Annotated in this window: 17 protein-coding genes; 9 read left to right on the top strand and 8 right to left on the bottom strand. The window is 45.7% G+C overall.

The window, feature by feature from the left end; genetic code table 11:
- Positions 1-12: 12 nt before the first annotated feature.
- The 4 genes from AK966_RS03375 to nadC form a co-directional block, all read right to left on the bottom strand.
- Positions 13-1236 (bottom strand): type II secretion system F family protein, encoded by a 1224-nt coding sequence (locus tag AK966_RS03375; protein ID WP_099079835.1) that lies wholly within the window; start codon positions 1234-1236, stop codon positions 13-15.
- Between the two features lie 33 nt (positions 1237-1269).
- Entirely contained in the window at positions 1270-2955 is a 1686-nt protein-coding gene (gene pilB, locus AK966_RS03370; RefSeq protein ID WP_119463532.1) for a type IV-A pilus assembly ATPase PilB, read from the bottom strand.
- Positions 2955-3419, bottom strand: a complete 465-nt coding sequence (locus AK966_RS03365; RefSeq protein WP_119463531.1) for a prepilin-type N-terminal cleavage/methylation domain-containing protein — start codon at positions 3417-3419, stop codon at positions 2955-2957. Before AK966_RS03365 ends, pilB begins: the two co-directional genes overlap by 1 nt.
- A 264-nt stretch (positions 3420-3683) precedes the next feature.
- Positions 3684-4571: a carboxylating nicotinate-nucleotide diphosphorylase gene (nadC, locus tag AK966_RS03360; protein WP_119463530.1), complete on the bottom strand. Its 888-nt coding sequence runs from the start codon at positions 4569-4571 to the stop codon at positions 3684-3686.
- A 92-nt stretch (positions 4572-4663) separates the two neighbouring features.
- Between nadC and ampD the strand changes: the two genes are divergently transcribed.
- From ampD to lpdA, 5 genes are all read left to right on the top strand, one after another.
- Positions 4664-5221, top strand: coding sequence for a 1,6-anhydro-N-acetylmuramyl-L-alanine amidase AmpD (ampD, locus tag AK966_RS03355; protein WP_119463529.1), 558 nt, complete (start codon positions 4664-4666; stop codon positions 5219-5221).
- A 397-nt stretch (positions 5222-5618) separates the two neighbouring features.
- A complete protein-coding gene (pdhR, locus tag AK966_RS03350; RefSeq protein ID WP_099079840.1) occupies positions 5619-6386 on the top strand; it encodes a pyruvate dehydrogenase complex transcriptional repressor PdhR in 768 nt (255 codons plus the stop codon).
- Between the two features lie 54 nt (positions 6387-6440).
- Entirely contained in the window at positions 6441-9104 is a 2664-nt protein-coding gene (gene aceE, locus AK966_RS03345; protein ID WP_099079841.1) for a pyruvate dehydrogenase (acetyl-transferring), homodimeric type, read from the top strand.
- Positions 9105-9134: 30 nt separating this feature from the next.
- Positions 9135-11039 (top strand): pyruvate dehydrogenase complex dihydrolipoyllysine-residue acetyltransferase, encoded by a 1905-nt coding sequence (gene aceF / locus AK966_RS03340; RefSeq protein ID WP_099079842.1) that lies wholly within the window; start codon positions 9135-9137, stop codon positions 11037-11039.
- 255 nt (positions 11040-11294) lie between these two features.
- Entirely contained in the window at positions 11295-12725 is a 1431-nt protein-coding gene (lpdA, locus tag AK966_RS03335; RefSeq protein ID WP_099079843.1) for a dihydrolipoyl dehydrogenase, read from the top strand.
- A 141-nt stretch (positions 12726-12866) separates the two neighbouring features.
- On the opposite strand, the gene AK966_RS03330 is transcribed toward lpdA, so the two are convergent.
- Positions 12867-13481 carry a LuxR/HapR/OpaR family quorum-sensing transcriptional regulator gene (locus AK966_RS03330; RefSeq protein WP_099079844.1) on the bottom strand — a complete coding sequence of 205 codons (615 nt, stop codon included), beginning with the start codon at positions 13479-13481 and terminating at the stop codon, positions 12867-12869.
- Between the two features lie 319 nt (positions 13482-13800).
- Here AK966_RS03330 and hpt point away from each other — a divergent pair, with 319 nt between their 5' ends.
- Positions 13801-14331 carry a hypoxanthine phosphoribosyltransferase gene (hpt, locus tag AK966_RS03325; RefSeq protein WP_099079845.1) on the top strand — a complete coding sequence of 177 codons (531 nt, stop codon included), beginning with the start codon at positions 13801-13803 and terminating at the stop codon, positions 14329-14331.
- Positions 14332-14399: 68 nt separating this feature from the next.
- On the opposite strand, the gene can is transcribed toward hpt, so the two are convergent.
- Positions 14400-15068, bottom strand: a complete 669-nt coding sequence (gene can, locus AK966_RS03320) for a carbonate dehydratase (protein WP_099079846.1) — start codon at positions 15066-15068, stop codon at positions 14400-14402.
- A 284-nt stretch (positions 15069-15352) separates the two neighbouring features.
- Between can and AK966_RS03315 the strand changes: the two genes are divergently transcribed.
- From AK966_RS03315 to AK966_RS03305, 3 genes are all read left to right on the top strand, one after another.
- Positions 15353-17023 carry a SulP family inorganic anion transporter gene (locus AK966_RS03315; protein ID WP_099079847.1) on the top strand — a complete coding sequence of 557 codons (1671 nt, stop codon included), beginning with the start codon at positions 15353-15355 and terminating at the stop codon, positions 17021-17023.
- Between the two features lie 228 nt (positions 17024-17251).
- Entirely contained in the window at positions 17252-18169 is a 918-nt protein-coding gene (locus tag AK966_RS03310) for an ABC transporter ATP-binding protein (protein ID WP_099079848.1), read from the top strand.
- The gene (locus AK966_RS03305) at positions 18169-18939 is read left to right on the top strand and encodes an ABC transporter permease (RefSeq protein ID WP_099079849.1); all 771 of its coding nucleotides are present in this window, start codon (positions 18169-18171) and stop codon (positions 18937-18939) included. Before AK966_RS03310 ends, AK966_RS03305 begins: the two co-directional genes overlap by 1 nt.
- A gap of 68 nt (positions 18940-19007) precedes the next feature.
- Here AK966_RS03305 and panC read toward each other — a convergent pair whose 3' ends face one another.
- Together panC and panB are read right to left on the bottom strand one after the other, a co-directional pair.
- Positions 19008-19913 (bottom strand): pantoate--beta-alanine ligase, encoded by a 906-nt coding sequence (gene panC, locus AK966_RS03300; RefSeq protein WP_119463528.1) that lies wholly within the window; start codon positions 19911-19913, stop codon positions 19008-19010.
- Between the two features lie 11 nt (positions 19914-19924).
- Positions 19925-20719, bottom strand: a complete 795-nt coding sequence (gene panB / locus AK966_RS03295) for a 3-methyl-2-oxobutanoate hydroxymethyltransferase (RefSeq protein ID WP_099079851.1) — start codon at positions 20717-20719, stop codon at positions 19925-19927.
- Positions 20720-20729: the final 10 nt, after the last annotated feature.

Here is a 20729-nt window from a genome sequence, read left to right as displayed (position 1 = left end):
TTGGATTACATTCTATCCCAATACGCTCATTAAATTAAAGATCGGTAGGTACATTGCGGTGACCAAGCCACCCACGACCACGCCGAGAAAGACGATGATCAATGGCTCTAAAATTTTACTTAAATTGTCGACGGTGTTGTCGACCTCGAACTCATAAATTGTCGCGATTTTATTGAGCATCTCGTCTAGACGTCCGGATTCTTCACCAATCATTACCATTTGCAATACAAGTTCAGGAAAGACGTTGCAGTTTCGCAAAGCAATGTATATGGGCATGCCCGCAGCAGTATCACGGTATACCTCTTCAATAGCGAGTTGGTAATGCATGTTACCGGATGTCTTTGAAGTGGTTTTTAAGCTGGTGAGAATTGGAATCCCCGAACTAAAGCTGGTGGCAAGTGTCCGACTGAACTTGGCGATGGCGGCCTTAGAAAGCACAGGGCCAAGAATGGGAAAGCACAAGCTGGCTCTGGCCATTATTAGGCGGAAGCGGTCAGAGCGTTTGGCCATAATACGCGATGAAATCAGTAAGAGTAGGGCCGTTAATCCAATGAAGAGGCCCCAATTTTGTGTCCATGCAGATAAGCTTAATACCATTTGGGTAAAGGCAGGTAAGTCGGTACCAAAGCCGGAAAACATTTTTTCAAATTCCGGAATTACCTTGGTGAGCATAAGGTAGGATACGCCTAACGCGACGAGCACGACCATTGCAGGGTAAATAAGTGCTTTGATCACTTTTGCTCGTAATTGCTCGCTTTTTTCGCGATAAGTCGCGAGGCGCTCAAACACCTGAGCCAAATTACCGGATTGCTCCCCTGTCGCAATCAAGTCGGTATACAGTGGATCAAAATGCACGCTGGCACTGCGTAGCGCTTTTGATAGCGGCGTCCCCGCTTCTACCGCACGAGTGACGTTCATTAAGATTGATTTCATTTCTGCTTTTCGATGGTTTTCTGATACCAACTTGAGCGCTTGGACGATGGGCACTCCAGTGACGAGCATGGTGGCAATTTGGCGCGTAAATACGGTAATGTCTTTGCCTTTAACACGGTGACTTAGCTTTGTTAGTAATGAGATGCTGCTTTTTTTGAGCTTCTTGATTTTGATGTGCTGCGCATCGAGACGCTCTCTGACTTCGAACTCTGTCATCGCAAGCACTTGTCCAGAGGCTTTTTTGCCAGAACTATTGATACCTTTCCAGCGGAAGTTTTTAAGTTGAGGTGCGGTGGTTTTCATAAAATCGATGACAGCCTAATAAAACGAAAAGAACTAAAAATAGAGCACGCGTTGAAGTTCACTAAAACTGGTGATGCCTTGTTTGAGCTTTTCGATGCCAGATGCTTTTAGGGTTTGCATACCATTTGCTATGGCGAGCTGTTCAAGCTCATGTACGGATGCGCCCCTGAGCATGGCTTGTGACAGGGATTCATCAAAGCGCATCACTTCGTAAATACCGGTACGACCCGAGTAGCCATGAGTGCATTCATTACAGCCCGTGGGGTTCGCTTGGTAGATGTTGTCGGTGGAAACAATACCAATGTATTCCAGTTGAGCGTTGGGCTCTTGAGGCTGTTTACAATGCGGGCACAGTTTTCTCGCCAGTCGCTGGGCAATGATCAAGCTAAGTGAAGAGGCGAGGTTAAAGCTTTCCACTCCCATATTGGAGAGGCGAATGACGGTTTCTGCCGCTGAGTTGGTATGTAACGTTGATAATACCAAGTGGCCGGTTTGCGAGGCTTTAATCGCGATCTCTGCGGTATCCAGATCACGGATCTCTCCAACCATCACAATATCGGGATCTTGACGTAAGAAAGAGCGAAGCGCTTCTGCAAAGCCTAAACCGATCTTGGGCTGTACTTGAACTTGGTTGATACCAGGTAAGTTAATCTCAACCGGATCTTCGGCGGTAGAGATGTTGATCTCCGGCTTATTCAGAATGCTCAATCCTGTGTACAGGGAAACGGTCTTGCCGCTCCCCGTTGGGCCTGTCATTAGGATCATGCCTTGTGGACGGCGCAGCGCGTCTAAGTAAAGCTGTTTTTGTTGGTCGTTATAACCTAGCTTGTCGATATCCAGTGAAGCAGAACTGCTGTCGAGCAAACGCAATACAATCTTCTCACCAAACAGAGTCGGTAGTGTGGATACGCGCATATCAACAGCAGTGTCTTGGTTCAGTTTGAGCTTTATTCGCCCATCTTGTGGCAAGCGCCTTTCGGCAATGTCGAGTTTTGATAAAATTTTGATGCGAGCAGAGAGGCGACGGCTTAAATGCGTAGGTGGTTGCTGAATTTCAATTAAAATACCATCGCAGCGCAAGCGCACTCGGTACATGTTTTCGTAAGGCTCAAAGTGGATATCGGAGGCGCATTTGCGCACTGCATCGAGCAAAATCTGATTGATGTAACGACTGACCGGTGATTCGTCTTGGCTAAGGTCTTCAATGTTATCTATTTCATCGTCACCAATCTCAACTAAGCTCGCCAGTTCATCTTGGTTGATCTCTTTTAAGCCGGATTGCTCTTGCCCAATGGTGCGCCCATATAAGCGCCGGATGGCAGCCGTTAGCTCACGAAAGTCAGCCAGTACCAACTCAACCTGCAATCCGGTCGCGAAACGAAAATCGTCTTCTGCTTGTAAATTGGTCGGATCAGAGATGGCCAGAATCAATGTGGAAGTGCTACGGTTGAGTGGTAAGGCATTGTATCGCGTGATCAGATCGCGCAGCCCCAGTTGTTGGCACAGTGACGCGTATTCATATTGATTGAGCGAGGTGCAAGACAAGCCAAAGATGGAACTCAAGTGCTCATTGAGTTCATGAGAGTGGAATAGTCCAGAACGAAGTAAAGCGTCCGGCATCGAGATGCCAGACGCTTTCACTTGCTCAATTAACGATGCTTCTTGGGCTAAGGTCAGTAACCCTGCTTGGCGAAGCACCGTTGAAAGGTTGGTGAGCATTACGGACAGTAAATAGTCTGTGGCGAATCATCAGCTTTAAAACAGCGATTATCCCACTCAATGCCTTCATCTTTAAATGTGGCAGCCATCACATATTTCTCTCCAGATGTTATTGGTCCTTTGGCAGCGATCGCTTCGGCAATAACTTCTACCGCTCCGGATGTTAATGTACCTACGCGCGCATATATTTTTATGTCGTTTAAATCGTTAATAGTAGGAACTGCGCCACTAGTTGAACTAATGCAATTAGAAGCAAAGTTGCTCTGCCCACTTTCATGAGCACAGAGTTCTACGGCTAGTTTTACCGCTGAAGCTGCTTTAGGAAATTCAGATAGTGTGGCTTTCTTTGTATAGTCTTGGTAAGCGGGTACAGCAAATGCGGCCAAAATCCCAATAATTGCCACCACAATCATCAGTTCAATTAACGTAAAGCCTTGTTGCTTCTTCTGTTTATTCGTTTTCATCATGTTCCCTTAACAATGATTCATATTAATTGAGTTGGAATAAGCGAAGAGTAGGGAGAGTTGAAAACGGAGGAAATGGACTGGAGGCTGCCATTCGAGTGAGGTATAAATCTTTAATGTGACGTTGCACATTACATACAAGCTTTTGCGAGTGGGATTGTTTTTAAGCGGATATAAATAAAGAGCCAAGCGGCTCTCTATTTGATTTTGGTAATGTTAACTCTATGAGATTGCGAGAGTTAATTTCTATTTGCTTGCTTTGGCTTACTTGAAGCGCATCGACAGGTCCATCGCCTTTAGGTGCTTAGTTAATGCTCCTACCGAGATGTAATCTACACCGGTTTCTGCGTATTCGGCGATGGTGTCTAGGGTGACGTTGCCAGAGTTTTCTAGTGCTGCACGGCCAGCGTTCATTTTTACGGCTTCACGCATCATATCGGTGGTGAAGTTGTCGAGCATAATAATGTCAGCACCTGCATCAATTGCCGCGTTCAGCTCTTCTAGGTTTTCTGTCTCGACTTCAACCGGCTTACCAGGGTTGAGCTCTTTTGCCGTGGTGATCGCTTGAGTAATACCCCCACAGGCAATGATGTGATTCTCTTTAATCAGGTAGGCATCGAATACGCCGATTCGGTGGTTAAATCCGCCGCCACAGGCGACGGCGTACTTTAATGCGCTGCGCAGACCAGGAATCGTTTTACGCGTATCTAATAGGCGACACTCGGTGTGAGCAATTTTTTCTGCGTACTGTGCTGTAATGGTCGCGCAACCCGAAAGGGTCTGGATAAAGTTCATTGCGTTGCGCTCACCCGTTAACAAGTCACGAGCAGGGCCGGTTAACGTACATAGTGTTTGGTTTGGCTCGACTTTATCGCCATCTTTTACATGCCACTCAATCGAGACTTTGCCGCCAAGCTGTTTGAAGACTTCATCCGCCCATGCTTGACCGCAGAACACGCCATGCTCACGAGTAATAATGGTTGCCGTATTGACAGCGTCAGCAGGAATAAGCGATGCGGTGATGTCTTTGTCCGCATCCAACGTGCCACCTAGGTCTTCTTTTAAGGTATCGGCAACGGCTCGAGTGATTTCAAGAGGGAGTTGTTGCTTAAGGTAGGCTAGGCGTTCTTGGCTGTTATGTGTGTTCTTCATCGCAAATCTTGTCTTGAAAGGGAGAGGGCAACGAATGATACTCTCCGGTGTTAATAATTTCAGCAGTTAATTTACAAACTAGTGAGGTTGATATGCATCTACAAATCGAGAATGGCTGGTTGACGAAAGCAAAACACGTTCCATCGCCATTTTTTGATGCTCGCACAGATAAAGAAGATATCTCTTTACTGGTGGTGCATAACATTAGTTTACCGCCGGGTCAGTTTGGTGGCCCATATATAGAAGACTTTTTCATGGGGTGTCTTGACCCTAATGCGCATCCTTTTTTTGAAGTGATTCACAAAATGGGCGTTTCGGCACATTGCTTGATTAAGCGTGATGGAGAGATTGTTCAGTTTGTCTCTTTTCTTGATAGAGCGTGGCATGCGGGCCAATCAAGCTTTGCTGGCAGGGAGCGTTGTAATGACTATTCGATTGGTATTGAGTTAGAAGGAACGGAGTTTATCGCCTATACAGAAGAACAATATCAATCACTTACTTGCTTGGCCCTCGCGGTGATGCAAACTTACCCTTTAATTACTCCAACAAGGATCACGGGACATCAGTTTATCGCGCCACTGAGAAAAAGTGATCCTGGTCTAAGCTTTGATTGGGTGAAGTTCAGGCATCAAGTCACTAGCAACTTGTAGCGAAAATGTAACTGATGGCCGCGATAATCGATAAGGCATACCGTTGGGTATGCCTTTTTTGGATGTAATAAAAACCATCGTTTGTAAAATAATAACGACACTTATTCTAATTTATGTCGGTTTTGAAGACAGGTTGTGCGGATGGTTTTGTCATTTTTTGTCTTTCTTGATCAAAATAATTAGCACAGATGCATTGTGACTGTTTTGTTTATGTAATTGGTCATACCAATTTTATTGCTGTTTTAATGGGCATTTGTTATCGCTGTGTTTAAAGTCGCCCTGTTCTATGATTTGGGTCAACTTTTGGCTGGACAGTGGCGTTTTAATTATGTTAATTTCTGCACCATCTTAAAATTGGTATGACCAATTACCAGGAAGAGTAGAAGAACAATAAATTATGGCTTATCAAAGGATTCGTCAGCCGAAACTCTCTGATGTTATTGAACAAGAGCTGGAAAGGTTGATAGTGGAAGGAACATTGTCTCCGGGGCAGCAGTTGCCAGCTGAGCGCGAACTGGCGAAACAGTTCGATGTGTCTCGTCCATCCATCCGTGAAGCTATTCAACGCTTAGAAGCAAAGCGTCTGCTGACTCGTCGTCAAGGCGGTGGCACATTCGTTAGCGAAAACATCTGGAAAAGTTTCTCTGATCCTTTGCTTAATTTGTTGTCCTCTCACTCAGAAACTCAGCTTGATTTGCTAGAGTCGCGCCATGCGATGGAAGGCATTTCAGCGTATTTCGCTGCATTGCGTGGTACCGAGGAAGATTTTGCACGAATTCAGGCTTGCCTGAAACAAATCAGTGAAGAGCAGAAGCGAGACAATGTTGAGGCTGAAGCGGCTGCAGTGATGCAGTTTCTTATCGCCTTGACTGAAGCGGCACACAACGTGGTGTTACTTCACATTGTGCGTAGTCTTGCTCCTTTGCTTGAGCAAAATGTTTTACAGAATCTAAAGCTCTTACATCGCCGCATTGAAGTGGTCGATAAAGTAAGTAAACACAGAGCTAATATCGTGGATGCGATTGTTTCTGGACAGCCAGAAAAGGCGCGTGAAATGTCCCATTCGCACTTAGCTTATATTGAAGAAATATTGTTGGATTTGACTCGAGAAGAGTCTCGACGAGAGCGTTCTCTGCGTCGAATTCAGCAAGGTAACGATTCTTAATAAAGAATCGCTTACTTAAATAATCAGATCCAACCAACAGAAGGATAGATCGCCATGTCTGACATGAAGCATGACGTAGACGTATTGGAAACTCAAGATTGGCTACAGGCCCTTGAATCCGTTGTTCGTGAAGAGGGTGTAGAGCGTGCACAGTTTTTACTAGAAACTGTTCTAGAAAAAGCACGCTTAGACGGCGTTGATATGCCAACGGGCATCAACACAAACTACATCAACACTATTCCAGCAGCACAAGAGCCAGCTTACCCTGGTGATGTGACGCTTGAGCGTCGTATTCGTTCGATTATTCGTTGGAACGCAATCATGATCGTATTGCGTGCTTCTAAGAAGGACCTAGACCTAGGTGGTCACATGGCTTCTTACCAGTCAGCCGCTGCGTTCTACGAAGTGTGTTTCAACCACTTCTTCCGCGCTCCAAACGAGACGGACGGTGGCGATTTGGTTTACTACCAAGGTCACATCTCTCCGGGTATTTACTCTCGTGCATTCGTTGAAGGCCGTCTAACAGAAGAGCAGCTAGACAATTTCCGTCAAGAAGTGGACGGTAAAGGTATCCCATCATACCCGCACCCTAAACTCATGCCTGAGTTCTGGCAGTTCCCGACCGTATCTATGGGTCTTGGCCCGATCTCTGCTATCTATCAAGCGCGTTTCCTTAAGTACCTAGAAGGTCGTGGCCTGAAAGATACTTCAGCTCAACGTGTGTACGCGTTCCTAGGCGACGGTGAGATGGATGAGCCAGAATCACGTGGTGCTATCTCTTTCGCTGCGCGTGAAAAGCTGGATAACCTATGTTTCCTAATCAACTGTAACCTACAGCGCCTAGACGGTCCTGTTATGGGTAACGGTAGCATCATTCAAGAACTAGAAGGCCTGTTTAAAGGTGCTGGTTGGAACGTTGTTAAGGTTATCTGGGGTAACAACTGGGATGCACTTCTAGCGAAAGATACGTCTGGTAAACTTCTTCAGCTTATGAATGAAACGATCGATGGTGACTACCAGACATTCAAATCTAAAGATGGCGCATACGTACGTGAGCACTTCTTTGGTAAGTATCCAGAAACTGCGGCACTTGTCGCCGATATGACGGATGACGAAATCTTTGCACTTAAGCGTGGTGGTCACGACTCATCTAAACTATTCGCTGCATTCAACAATGCGAAAGAGACAGGTGGTAAGCCAACCGTAATCCTAGCTAAGACGGTTAAAGGTTACGGCATGGGTGACGCAGCAGAAGGAAAGAACATTGCACACGGTGTGAAGAAAATGGACATGACTCATGTTCAGCACCTGCGTGATCGTCTGGGTCTACAAGACATTCTTTCAGATGAGAAGATTAAAGAACTTCCATACTTGAAACTGGAAGAAGGTACACCTGAGTACGAATACCTACATGCTCGTCGTAAAGCACTACATGGTTACACGCCAGCTCGCTTGCCTAAATTCACTCAAGAATTCAAAGTGCCTGAGCTAGATGCATTTGCACCACTACTCGGTGAGCAGAAGCGTGATATCTCAACGACAATGGCTTACGTACGTACGCTAAATATCCTACTGAAAGACAAGAACATCGGTAAGAACATTGTTCCTATCATCTGTGATGAAGCTCGTACATTCGGTATGGAAGGTCTATTCCGTCAGGTTGGTATCTACAACCCACACGGTCAAGAATACACACCTGAAGATAAAGGCATCGTTTCTTACTACAAAGAAGCGACATCTGGTCAGGTTCTTCAGGAAGGTATCAACGAACTCGGTTCAATGGCGTCTTGGGTTGCGGCTGCGACTTCTTACAGCACTAACGATCTTCCAATGATCCCGTTCTACATCTACTACTCAATGTTCGGTTTCCAACGTATTGGTGACATGGCATGGCTTGCAGGTGACCAACAAGCTCGTGGCTTCCTACTAGGTGCTACAGCAGGTCGTACAACACTGAACGGTGAAGGTCTACAGCACGAAGATGGTCACTCTCATATCCAAGCGAACACCATCCCTAACTGTATTTCTTACGATCCAACGTTTGCTTACGAGCTCGCGGTTATCATGCAAGACGGTATCCGTCGCATGTACGGCCCAGAGCAAGAGAACGTGTTCTACTACCTAACGGTAATGAACGAAAACTACGCAATGCCAGCCATGCCAGAAGGCGCTGAGGAAGGCATTCGTAAGGGTATCTACAAGCTTGAGTCTCACGCGGGTAGCAAGGGCAAAGTTCAGCTAATGAGCTCTGGTACTATCATGAATGAAGTGCGCAAAGCAGCGACGATCCTAAGTGAAGAGTACGGCGTAGCCTCTGATGTGTTCTCTGTGACGTCTTTCAATGAGCTAACTCGTGACGGCCAAGACGCTGAGCGTTACAACATGCTTCACCCTGAAGCGGAAGCGAAAGTACCTTACATCACAACGGTTCTTGGTAGTGAGCCTGCAATCGCAGCAACGGACTACATGAAGAACTATGCTGAGCAAGTGCGTGCATTTATGCCGACTGAGTCTTACAAAGTTCTTGGTACGGATGGTTTCGGTCGTTCTGACAGCCGTGAAAACCTACGTCGCCACTTCGAAGTTAACGCTGGCTATGTAGTCGTTGCTGCGCTAACTGAATTGGCTAAACGTGGTGATGTTGAGAAGTCTGTTGTGGCTGAAGCTATTGCTAAGTTCAACATCGACACTGAAAAAACTAACCCGCTATACGCATAAGACAACGCTTAATTAAAAGGTAGATAAGCAATGGCAATCGAAATTATTGTACCGGATATTGGTGCTGATGAGGTTGAAGTAACTGAGATTCTTGTAAGCGTTGGCGACAAGGTTGAAGAAGAGCAGTCACTGATCACGGTTGAAGGCGATAAAGCGTCTATGGAAGTACCTGCGTCTCAAGCGGGTATCGTAAAAGAGATCAAAGTAGCGGAAGGTGATTCTGTTTCTACAGGTTCTCTAATCATGATTTTTGAAGCGGAAGGTGCAGTAGAAGCACCAGCTGCTCCAGCAGTTGAAGCGGCGCCAGTAGCGGCTCCTACTGCGGCTGAGCTTAAAGAAGTTCACGTTCCAGATATCGGTGGCGACGAAGTAGAAGTGACTGAAATCATGGTTGCAGTTGGCGATGCAGTAGAAGAAGAGCAATCTCTAATCACTGTTGAAGGCGACAAAGCTTCTATGGAAGTACCAGCACCATTCGCTGGTATCGTTAAAGAAATCAAAATCGCTACTGGTGACTCAGTTTCTACTGGCTCTCTAGTAATGGTATTTGAAGTCACAGGTTCAGGCGCAGCAGCGACTCCTGCAGCAGTAGAAGCACCTGCGGCAGCTCCAGCGGCATCAGCAGCGGCATCAGCAGCGAAAGAAGTCAACGTTCCAGATATCGGCGGTGACGAAGTTGAAGTTACTGAAGTAATGGTAGCGGTTGGCGACACAGTAGAAGAAGAGCAATCTCTAATCACTGTTGAAGGCGACAAAGCGTCTATGGAAGTACCAGCGCCATTCGCTGGTACTGTTAAAGAAATCAAGATTGCCGCTGGCGATAAAGTAACAACTGGCTCTCTGATTATGGTATTCGAAGTTGCAGGCGCAGCTCCTGTAGCGGCATCTGAACCTGCAGCGGCTCCAGCTCAAGCGGCGGCAGCAGCTCCGGCCGCATCGGCGGACCGTCCAAAAGCTGAAGCTTCAGCGGCAGCAGCAACTGGCGACTTCCAAGAGAACAATGACTACGCACACGCATCTCCAGTGGTTCGTCGTCTAGCTCGTGAGTTTGGCGTTAACCTATCTAAGGTTAAGGGTTCTGGTCGTAAGAGCCGTATCCTAAAAGAAGACGTTCAAAACTACGTTAAAGATGCGCTTAAGCGTCTTGAGTCTGGTGCAGCAGCATCTGGCAAAGGCGGTGACGGCTCAGCGCTTGGTCTACTACCTTGGCCAAAAGTTGACTTCAGCAAGTTTGGCGAAACTGAAGTTCAGAAGCTTTCTAAAATCAAGAAGATCTCTGGTGCAAACCTGCACCGTAACTGGGTGATGATCCCTCACGTTACACAGTGGGATAACGCAGACATTACTGAGCTAGAAGCATTCCGCAAAGAGCAGAATGCAATCGAAGCGAAGAAAGACACGGGCATGAAGATCACGCCACTTGTGTTCATCATGAAAGCAGTCGCTAAAGCGCTAGAAGCGTTCCCAGCGTTTAACTCTTCACTATCTGAAGATGGCGAAAGCATCATTCTTAAGAAGTACGTAAACGTAGGTATTGCTGTTGATACGCCAAACGGTCTAGTTGTTCCTGTGTTTAAAGATGTGAACAAGAAAGGCATCTACGAGCTATCTGAAGAGCTGATGGTGGTTTCTAAGAAAGCACGTGCTGGTAAGCTAACAGCGGCAGACATGCAGGGTGGCTGTTTCACTATCTCAAGCCTAGGTGGTATCGGTGGTACAGCATTTACGCCAATCGTAAACGCACCAGAAGTGGGTATCCTTGGTGTATCTAAGTCTGAGATGAAGCCAGTATGGAACGGTAAAGAATTTGAACCACGCCTACAGCTTCCACTATCTCTATCATACGACCACCGTGTGATCGATGGTGCTGAAGGTGCGCGCTTCATTACTTACCTAAATGAGTGCCTATCAGACATCCGTCGTCTTGTTCTTTAATTAAGATGAGATGATTGAGAGGCGGCACATTGCCGCCTCTGTTAATTGAATTACCGAACAATTGGAGAATGAAAAGAGGCTTTTCATTGTCGAATTGTTGTCTAGCTCACAGGCTAAATTGATTTACTTTTCACACCATTAACATCTCTGTAAACTGATGCCGGTCTGAAATAACGGTTTATAACGAACTGACTTTAAATATAAAGAATCAATACTCACTCAGCCTGTTAGGGATAATGACTACAAGAGGTCAAAATGAGCAAAGAAATTAAAGCCCAAGTTGTTGTACTTGGTTCTGGTCCTGCTGGTTACTCCGCGGCATTCCGTTGTGCGGATTTAGGTCTTGAAACCGTACTAATTGAGCGTTACAGCACCCTAGGTGGTGTATGTCTTAACGTAGGTTGTATCCCATCAAAAGCGCTTCTTCACGTTTCAAAAGTGATTGAAGAAGCGAAAGCGATGGCTGATCACGGTGTCGTTTTTGGTGAACCACAAACAGACATCAACAAGATCCGTATCTGGAAAGAGAAAGTTGTAAACCAACTGACTGGCGGCCTTAGCGGCATGGCTAAGATGCGTAACGTGACAGTGGTTAACGGCTACGGTAAGTTCACAGGCCCTAACGCTATCCTTGTAGAAGGCGAAGGCGAGTCAACAACAGTTAACTTCGATAACGCTATCATTGCAGCGGGCTCTCGCCCAATCAAACTTCCGTTTATCCCGCATGAAGACCCACGTATTTGGGATTCAACGGATGCGCTAGAACTGAAAGAAGTACCAGAAAAACTGCTTATCATGGGCGGTGGTATCATCGGTCTAGAAATGGGTACGGTTTACCACTCTCTAGGTTCTAAAGTCGACGTAGTAGAGATGTTTGACCAAGTTATCCCTGCCGCGGATAAGGACATCGTTAAAGTTTATACTAAGCGCATCAAAGACAAGTTCAAGCTAATGCTTGAGACGAAAGTAACAGCAGTTGAAGCGAAAGAAGACGGTATCTACGTTTCAATGGAAGGCAAAAAAGCGCCAGCTGAAGCTGAGCGTTACGATGCGGTTCTTGTTGCTATCGGTCGTGTGCCAAACGGTAAGCTATTCGATGGTGAAAAAGCGGGTCTTGAAATTGATGAGCGTGGCTTCATCAATGTTGATAAGCAAATGCGCACTAACGTACCGCACATCTTCGCTATCGGTGACATCGTTGGTCAACCAATGCTTGCTCACAAAGGTGTGCATGAAGGCCATGTAGCGGCGGAAGTTATCTCTGGTAAGAAACACTACTTCGACCCTAAAGTGATTCCTTCAATTGCTTACACTGAGCCAGAAGTGGCATGGGTTGGTAAGACTGAGAAAGAAGCGAAAGCGGAAGGCATCAACTACGAAGTGGCGACATTCCCATGGGCAGCATCAGGTCGTGCAATTGCATCTGACTGTGCAGACGGTATGACTAAGCTTATCTTTGATAAAGAGACTCACCGCGTAATTGGTGGTGCTATCGTTGGTACTAACGGTGGTGAACTATTGGGTGAAATCGGCCTTGCAATTGAAATGGGTTGTGATGCAGAAGACATCGCTCTAACCATCCACGCTCACCCAACGCTACACGAGTCTGTGGGCCTGGCTGCTGAAGTATTTGAAGGTTCAATCACTGATCTTCCAAACAAAAAAGCAGTGAAAAAGAAAAAATAATTTTTCTTGAAGATTAAATGATAAAAACCGCTGATTCGTCAGCGGTTTTTTTATATCAGACATGTCAATAATAGTAGGTATAAAAAGCCCACCAATCGAGGTGGACTTGTCACACTTATTTGGAAGTTGGGGAGCGAAACCTTAGTGCTCACGGTTGTAGATACAAAGCATATCTAGGTATGAGTTTACTAGGTTCGTGAGTCCTACTTCGGTTTTTGAACGATTAGCTTGAACAAAAATTGAGTAACAAATGCCGTGGAATAGGTTAGCCAAATCTCCCGGTTCATGCTTATCGCACACTTCACCACGCTCAATGGCTTTGATGAACATGTTTTGCACCAACAGTTGGTTAGTATGGTTGGTGGTCACAAATAATGGCCATACCTCATCACGCGTTGATGCGCTCCATTCGAACCATACCTTTAGCCAGTGGCAATCTTGGCTGACAAGCTCAATCATTGCATTGGTGATATTGGCGATGTTTTCACGAGCGTGAAGATCTAAGTCAATGTTATCTGATAAGAAGTTAGAAAACTGACGTACCACATGATTCAACACTTCGTCAACCAAATCTTCACGAGTTGGGAAATAGTTAAAAACCGTCGCAACCGAAACTTGAGCAATGTCAGCGATATCAGCATGGCCACCACGGCCAATGCCACGACGAGCAAACACTTCTAACGCGATTTCCATTAGTTGTTGTTTACGTTTTATAGGTGAAAGCCTAGTACGAGGCCTCTTTGCAATAGAGTCCATATCCATTTTCCTTGCCATTGAGTTGATAATATTGGGGGTAATCCCCCTAATTGATTTTTTTAATTATTACTTTAAGCATTGATGAGTCTAATGGTGCATATGTGCAAGGTCAATATTTTATGGTTAATTTATAGACAGCAATGTCATTATTGATGCGATATGCTGCTGGAAATGTCTTAAAATTGAGGCGTGCACCAAACGGAGCGTGGATCAAGTATGCGACTTTTCACCCACTGATCGTGGTGATACACTACAGCCGCAAGACAGGGTGATCGTTTGCGTACGACTTACCTCAACCCACAAACAAATTGAGCACAGTATGAAACATACAATAGAAGTCATGATTTCTGAGCAAGACGTTCAGGAGCGAATTCGTGAATTAGGTAAACAAATTACAGAGCGTTACCAGAGCAGTGAAGATCTGGTGCTTGTAGGCTTGCTACGTGGTTCATTTGTATTTATGGCCGACTTGGCGCGTGCTATCGAACTGACTCACCAAGTCGATTTCATGACCGCTTCAAGTTACGGTAATACGATGGAAAGCTCGCGTGATGTTCGTATCCTAAAAGATCTTGACGATGATATTAAAGGCAAAGATGTATTGATCGTAGAAGACATCATCGATACGGGTAATACCCTAAATAAGATCCGCGAAATTCTGTCGCTACGTGAGCCAAAATCTATCGCAATTTGTACATTGCTAGACAAGCCATCACGACGTGAAGTTGACGTGCCAGTGGATTGGTTTGGCTTTGCGATTCCTGACGAATTCGTTGTGGGTGTTGGTATCGATTACGCTCAAAAATACCGCCATTTGCCATACATTGGTAAGGTTGTACCGCAAGAGTAATGATTGCGTAGGAACTTTGAAAATTAAAAAAAAGCGCCCTTTGAGATCAAAGGGCGCTTTTTTTAAACTCATCGACAAAGCAATTTTTTGTCGTCATTTAAAATAGCGGAAAGGGCTTTTTGATAGGAAGCTTCTACGGTTTCTTGCGAATGAGAACGAACGCCTAAGTATTCTAATCGGCCATCTTCAATACCATAAACCACGCCATGAATTTCGACATCTTGACCGCGTTCCCACGCATTTTGCATGATGGTTGAGTTGCCCAGGTTATAGACTTGTTCAGCAACGTTGATCTCCCCAAGTTTATCGGCGCGATCTTCCTGAGGCATTTGATCGAGGTAGGTACGGTGTTTGAAGTAGATATCTCGGATGTGGAGCAGCCAGTTATTAATGAGGCCAAGTTGAGGGTTGTCGATAGCAGCATTAACGCCTCCGCAACCATAGTGTCCACAAACAATAATGTGCTTTACCTTAAGGACATCGACGGCGTATTGCACCACAGATAGGCAGTTCAGGTCGGTGTGGATGACCTGGTTAGCCACATTGCGGTGAACAAATAACTCGCCAGAGTAAAGTCCAGTTAATCGTTCTGCTGGTACGCGGCTGTCTGAACAGCCAATCCAAAGGAAATCTGGTTTCTGGCCCTGTGCGAGTTTTGCAAAATATTCAGGACGATCCGATTTGATTTCTTCTGACCACTTTGAATTATTTTCGAATAATTGTTTAATTTCCGGCATCTGACAATCTACTTCCCTAAAAATCAAAAAGACCAACCACTCTCCAGTGCTAATAAAGCGATCAGCGCTGTAACTATACACAATGTTACAATTACGATCCCGATAAATATTCATCAAAGATGACTCATCTGACTAGTTCTCGTCGTTAAAATCATAAAATATGCAGCCATCATTCATTAAGCGAATAAGCCTATGTACTTAGAGGTTTTTTTTGCTTTTTTTCTTTATCAAAATATTTGGTAGATTGATATCATTTTGTATTTTTAATGCTGGGAGCAAATTCGATGTTCGGTCGTCGCTTTAAGGATATCAACCTGAAAGGGGATCTGTTTGGTGGTGTGACAACCGCCATTATTTCACTTCCTCTCGCCCTCGCCTTTGGTGTGGCTTCTGGAGCAGGTGCAGAAGCGGGCTTGTGGGGCGCAATTATGGTGGGGCTGTTTGCTTCACTATTTGGTGGTTCTAACACGCTTATTTCAGAGCCAACCGGCCCGATGACGGTGATCATGACGGCGGTATTAACCAGCATGATGGCCAAATATCCAGAAACTGGCTTGGCAATGACGTTTACTGTGGTCATGATGGCAGGGGCATTCCAGGTCGTGCTCGGTACGCTGAAGCTTGGTAAATACATCACATTAATGCCGTACAGCGTGATATCCGGTTTTATGTCTGGCATCGGTGTCATTCTTATCATCTTGCAATTATCTCCTCTGCTTGGACATGCCGCCCCTACTGGTGGCGTTATTGGCACATTATCGGCACTGCCAGATACCATCTCTAACCTTAAGTTCAGTGAGTTATTTTTAGGTCTCCTGACTTTAGGTATTTTGTTCTTCTTCCCGACGCAGTATCGTAAATATGTGCCAGCTCAGTTAGTGGCGCTTGTTGCGGTGACGTTGTTGTCGGTGATGTTGTTTGATGCTGAAGATATTCGCCGCATTGGTGAAATTCCAGGGGGATTGCCATCACTGGTTGTTCCGCATATTGACCCTGCGATGTTCACCGAAATGGTCATCGATGCATTGGTACTTGGAACATTGGGCTGTATTGATACCTTGCTAACGGCGGTGATTGGTGATTCCCTGACGCGTAAAGAGCATGACTCAGATAAAGAGTTGCGTGGTCAAGGCTTGGCGAACATGATCTCTGGCTTGTTTGGTGCGCTGCCCGGTGCGGGGGCAACCATGGGTACGGTAACCAACATTCAGGTGGGAGCGTGCTCGCCACTGTCCGGTGTGATTCGTGCGTTGATTCTGGCATTGGTGGTCTTGGTGGCAAGTGGCTTAACTGAGCCGATCCCAATGGCGGTGCTTGCAGGTATTGCGGTATATGTAGGTTTCAACATTCTCGACTGGAGTTTTATACAACGAGCGCATAAAGTCAGTTTTCCGGGTATGGTGATCATGTATGGCGTCATGCTATTGACCGTATTTGTGGATTTAATTGTTGCGGTAGGCCTTGGCGTATTTATTTCCAATATTATCATTATTGAGCGACTGAGCCGTGAGCAAGCCCGCCAAGTAAAAGCGATCAGTGATGCAGATGAAGACGATGTGCCACTAACGGACAGTGAACGTGGACTACTAGATAGTGCTAATGGCAAAGTCCTGTTCTTTTATCTGTCAGGCCCGATGATATTCAGTGTCTCTAAAGCGATTTCTCGTCAGCATACCAGCATTGCCGATTATGAAGTGATGATCCTCGATTTGACCGATGTGCCTATGATTGATGTGACCGTGGGACTCGCACTGGAGAATGCGATTAAGGACGCCCTAGATGCAAACTGTGAAGTGTATTTGTTGTGTCCCAACCTGCGCACGCGTGAGCAGTTAGAGAAGTTCCACGTGATTGACTTAGTGCCTGATGCGAATACCTACAAGTTCCGCTATGAGGCGCTAAATGCGGCAGTGAAGCATGTGGAACCCGACGAACACCGGATGCCAACCATGTAACTGAAGTCATTTATCTTTAAAGCGTTGTCAGAGCAATCTCGCGGCGCTTTTTTGTTAGAGCACTCATTATTTCCAATATTGCGGAAAGGTTTAATTGTAATCATCGTCATTCGACGATAGACTAATTCAACTTAAGTGCAATACCGTTGGTCGACGATTGCGTCAGCATGCGTTATTCCAATCGGCGTTGGCAATCACAATTCATGAACAGATGGCAATGAATACGCTATGTACGCATTAGAAATAGAACAGCTTCGCAAAACGTATGCGGGTGGCTTTGAGGCGTTGAAGGGAATTAGCCTTAAAGTAGAGAAAGGCGACTTTTACGCGCTTTTAGGGCCGAATGGGGCCGGTAAGTCGACCACGATCGGTATTATCGCTTCTTTAGTCAATAAAACCTCTGGCACCACAAAAGTGTTCGGATACGACATGGATACGCACCTTGAGCTTGCTAAACAGAATCTTGGGTTAGTGCCACAAGAATTCAACTTCAATCAGTTTGAGACGGTTGAGCAGATTGTAATACAGCAGGCAGGCTACTATGGCGTATCGAAAGTGCTGGCGAAAGAGCGGGCTGAAAAATACTTAACTAAGCTGGATTTGTGGGAAAAACGCAAAGAGCGTGCTCGTAACTTATCTGGTGGTATGAAGCGCCGTTTAATGATTGCACGAGCGTTGATGCATGAACCACAATTGTTGATTCTTGATGAGCCCACAGCGGGTGTGGATATCGAACTGCGTCGTTCAATGTGGGATTTCTTAAAAGAGATCAACCAAGAACAGGGCATTACGATCATTTTGACCACGCACTATCTCGAAGAGGCGGAAATGCTGTGCCGTAACATAGGCATCATCAACAAAGGTGAGCTGATCGAGAACACAACCATGAAGGCGCTCTTAGGCAAACTACGAGTAGAAACCTTTATCTTAGATGTGGAGTTCGATGGTGTCATGCCTACTCTGCAAGGTGTGAATAGCCAAACGATGCTTAATGGCTCATTGGAAATTGAGTTAGATAAGAGCCAAGGGCTGAACTCAGTGTTCAGTCAGTTATCTGAACATGGTGTCAAAGTGCTTTCTATGCGTAACAAAGCGAACCGTCTGGAAGAACTGTTTGTTAGCATCGTGCGTGGAGGTAACCAATAATGTACCTGTTATATTGGACCGCTTTTAGTAGTCTGCTAACCAAAGAAATCAATCGTTTCACACGTATTTGGGTGCAAACCTTAGTGCCACCGGCGATTACCATGACGTTGTACTTCATTATCTTCGGTAGCCTAATTGGCTCTCGTATTGGTGAAATGAATGGCTTCAGTTACATGGAATACATCGTGCCGGGTTTGATCATGATGTCAGTTATTACCAACTCTTATTCGAATGTCGCATCGTCGTTCTTCAGTTCTAAATTTCAGCGCAACATTGAAGAGCTGCTAGTGGCGCCAGTGCCAAACTACATTATCATCCTAGGCTTTGTGATGGGGGGGGTGGTCCGTGGTTTGTTAGTGGGCACCATTGTTACCTTCGTATCGCTGTTTTTTGTTGATCTGCAAGTGGATCACTGGGGCATTATTATTGCGACTGTCTTTATGACCTCTGTGGTATTTTCGCTGGGTGGACTGATTAATGCCGTATACGCAAAATCGTTTGATGATATTTCGATTATTCCTACGTTTGTATTAACGCCACTGACTTACCTTGGCGGGGTATTCTACTCGATTAGTTTGCTGCCTGATTTTTGGCAAGGGGTATCGAAGCTAAACCCCATCGTCTATATGGTGAATGCCTTCCGTTACGGTTTCCTTGGTGTTTCTGATGTGGGCATTGTGACCTCGTTCAGCGTACTGACTGTGTTCATCGTCGCGTTGTATGCCGTCGCACACTATTTGATCACTAAGGGCATTGGTTTGCGTTCATAGGCTGGGCGCTTCAAATTGATAAAAAAAGGTCGACCTAGCGTCGACCTTTTTTCATTTGAGCGTTCTGTTTACTCAGCGTTTGTTGAATTCGTTTCGTTTGACTCTGCTTCTTCTTTGCTTTCAACTGCTATATCAACGGTTTGGTTGTCAATTAGGCGTGCTTTTCCTAGGAAGGCCGACATTAAAATGACGGCTTGAGTCGTTTCTGCAGTGATCGATCGCAGTGTACGAGCGTCGCGAATGAAGATTTCATCTGGCAGCAGGCCGGCTGCACGTAGTTGGTCATTTGCATCTTCAACAATCGATGCATAGTCATCACGACCGCCACGCATTGCACTGCTGATCCAACGCATGGTGCGAGCCAATACCGGTGCGCGTTGTCGCTCATCGATCGTTAGCAGACCATTACGCGAGCTCATCGCAAGGCCGTCCATTTCACGTACAGTTGGTACGCCAATGATGTTGATATCCATCGCCAGATCTTCGACCATTTTGCGAATCACAGCAAGTTGTTGGAAGTCTTTCTCACCAAAACATGCAACGTCTGGTTGAACGATATTGAATAGCTTGTTGACAATGGTCGTTACGCCGCGGAAGTGGCCTGGACGAGACGCGCCTTCAAGAATGGTAGACAGCCCAGGGACATCGACAAAAGTTTGTTTATCAAGCCCTTCAGGGTAGATAATTTCTGGTGTTGGAGTGAATACCACCTCTACCCCTTCGCAGCTCAGCTTGTTGAGGTCTTCTTCAAGCGTACGAGGGTAGTTATTTAAATCGTCTGCACGTTCAAACTGCATCGGGTTAACAAAGATGCTTACGACAACGACATCAGCGTATTCGCGCGCTTTACGAACCAGTGTTAAGTGGCCTTCATGAAGGTTACCCATGGTTGGGACAAATGCCACTTTACGACCTTCACGTTTAAAGGTTTTAATTTGTTCACGAACGGCTGAAATTTCCGCAAAAGTTTGCATGCATTTATCCTCTAGGCAATAGTATGAGCGTCGTCAGGGAATTCACCGCTTTCGACGTCAGCAATGTATTTTGCCACAGCAGTGCGCATATCTCCGGCTTCAGCAAGGAAGTTTTTCGAGAACTTAGGCATGTAGTTCGCTGAAATACCGAACATATCATGCATCACCAAAATTTGACCGTCAGTCACGTTGCCTGCACCGATACCGATCACTGGTACATCAAGTACTTGTGTAATGCGAGCTGCCAGTTCGGCAGGTACACACTCGAGTAAAACGATTTGAGCGCCGGCTTCTTGTAGTGCAAGTGCATCTTTAACCATGCGATCGGCTTTTTCTTGATCACGGCCTTGGATTTTATAACCACCAAAAATATTAACAGATTGAGGGGTCAGTCCAAGGTGCGCGCACACTGGTACGGCGCGTTCAGTCAGCATTTTTACTGTATCGACTAACCAATCGCCGCCTTCGACTTTTACCATATTAGCACCAGCACGCATTAACGTTGCCGCGTTTTCACACGCTTGCTCTGGTGTTGCGTAGCTCATGAATGGCATATCTGCCATCAATAGACAGTTTGGGCTGCCTGCGCGTACACAGCGCGTATGGTAAGCGATGTCTTCAACCGTTACTGGTAATGTGTCATTTTTACCTTGCAGAACCATACCTAGAGAGTCTCCGACTAATAGGACTGGCATTTCTTGGCTTTCAAATAGCTGGGCAAAGCTGGCATCGTATGCGGTTGAGCTAGCGAACTTACGACCTTCTTGTTTGCATTTAATCAGATCGTTAATGGTTATTTTTTTCATTGTTTTATCC

It is taken from the genome of Vibrio sp. PID23_8, from assembly GCF_003584965.1.
Lineage (GTDB): Bacteria > Pseudomonadota > Gammaproteobacteria > Enterobacterales > Vibrionaceae > Vibrio.
This window is presented reverse-complemented; position numbering and strand designations above follow the sequence as displayed.

Excerpts from the sequence above, each read along its gene's own strand:
- AK966_RS03375 (WP_099079835.1), bottom strand. The coding sequence starts at position 1,236 with ATGAAAACCACCGCACCTCAACTTAAAAACTTCCGCTGGAAAGGTATC.
- pilB (WP_119463532.1), bottom strand. The coding sequence starts at position 2,955 with ATGCTCACCAACCTTTCAACGGTGCTTCGCCAAGCAGGGTTACTGACC.
- AK966_RS03365 (WP_119463531.1), bottom strand. The coding sequence starts at position 3,419 with ATGAAAACGAATAAACAGAAGAAGCAACAAGGCTTTACGTTAATTGAA.
- nadC (WP_119463530.1), bottom strand. The coding sequence starts at position 4,571 with ATGAAGAACACACATAACAGCCAAGAACGCCTAGCCTACCTTAAGCAA.
- ampD (WP_119463529.1), top strand. The coding sequence starts at position 4,664 with ATGCATCTACAAATCGAGAATGGCTGGTTGACGAAAGCAAAACACGTT.
- pdhR (WP_099079840.1), top strand. The coding sequence starts at position 5,619 with ATGGCTTATCAAAGGATTCGTCAGCCGAAACTCTCTGATGTTATTGAA.
- aceE (WP_099079841.1), top strand. The coding sequence starts at position 6,441 with ATGTCTGACATGAAGCATGACGTAGACGTATTGGAAACTCAAGATTGG.
- aceF (WP_099079842.1), top strand. The coding sequence starts at position 9,135 with ATGGCAATCGAAATTATTGTACCGGATATTGGTGCTGATGAGGTTGAA.
- lpdA (WP_099079843.1), top strand. The coding sequence starts at position 11,295 with ATGAGCAAAGAAATTAAAGCCCAAGTTGTTGTACTTGGTTCTGGTCCT.
- AK966_RS03330 (WP_099079844.1), bottom strand. The coding sequence starts at position 13,481 with ATGGACTCTATTGCAAAGAGGCCTCGTACTAGGCTTTCACCTATAAAA.
- hpt (WP_099079845.1), top strand. The coding sequence starts at position 13,801 with ATGAAACATACAATAGAAGTCATGATTTCTGAGCAAGACGTTCAGGAG.
- can (WP_099079846.1), bottom strand. The coding sequence starts at position 15,068 with ATGCCGGAAATTAAACAATTATTCGAAAATAATTCAAAGTGGTCAGAA.
- AK966_RS03315 (WP_099079847.1), top strand. The coding sequence starts at position 15,353 with ATGTTCGGTCGTCGCTTTAAGGATATCAACCTGAAAGGGGATCTGTTT.
- AK966_RS03310 (WP_099079848.1), top strand. The coding sequence starts at position 17,252 with ATGTACGCATTAGAAATAGAACAGCTTCGCAAAACGTATGCGGGTGGC.
- AK966_RS03305 (WP_099079849.1), top strand. The coding sequence starts at position 18,169 with ATGTACCTGTTATATTGGACCGCTTTTAGTAGTCTGCTAACCAAAGAA.
- panC (WP_119463528.1), bottom strand. The coding sequence starts at position 19,913 with ATGCAAACTTTTGCGGAAATTTCAGCCGTTCGTGAACAAATTAAAACC.
- panB (WP_099079851.1), bottom strand. The coding sequence starts at position 20,719 with ATGAAAAAAATAACCATTAACGATCTGATTAAATGCAAACAAGAAGGT.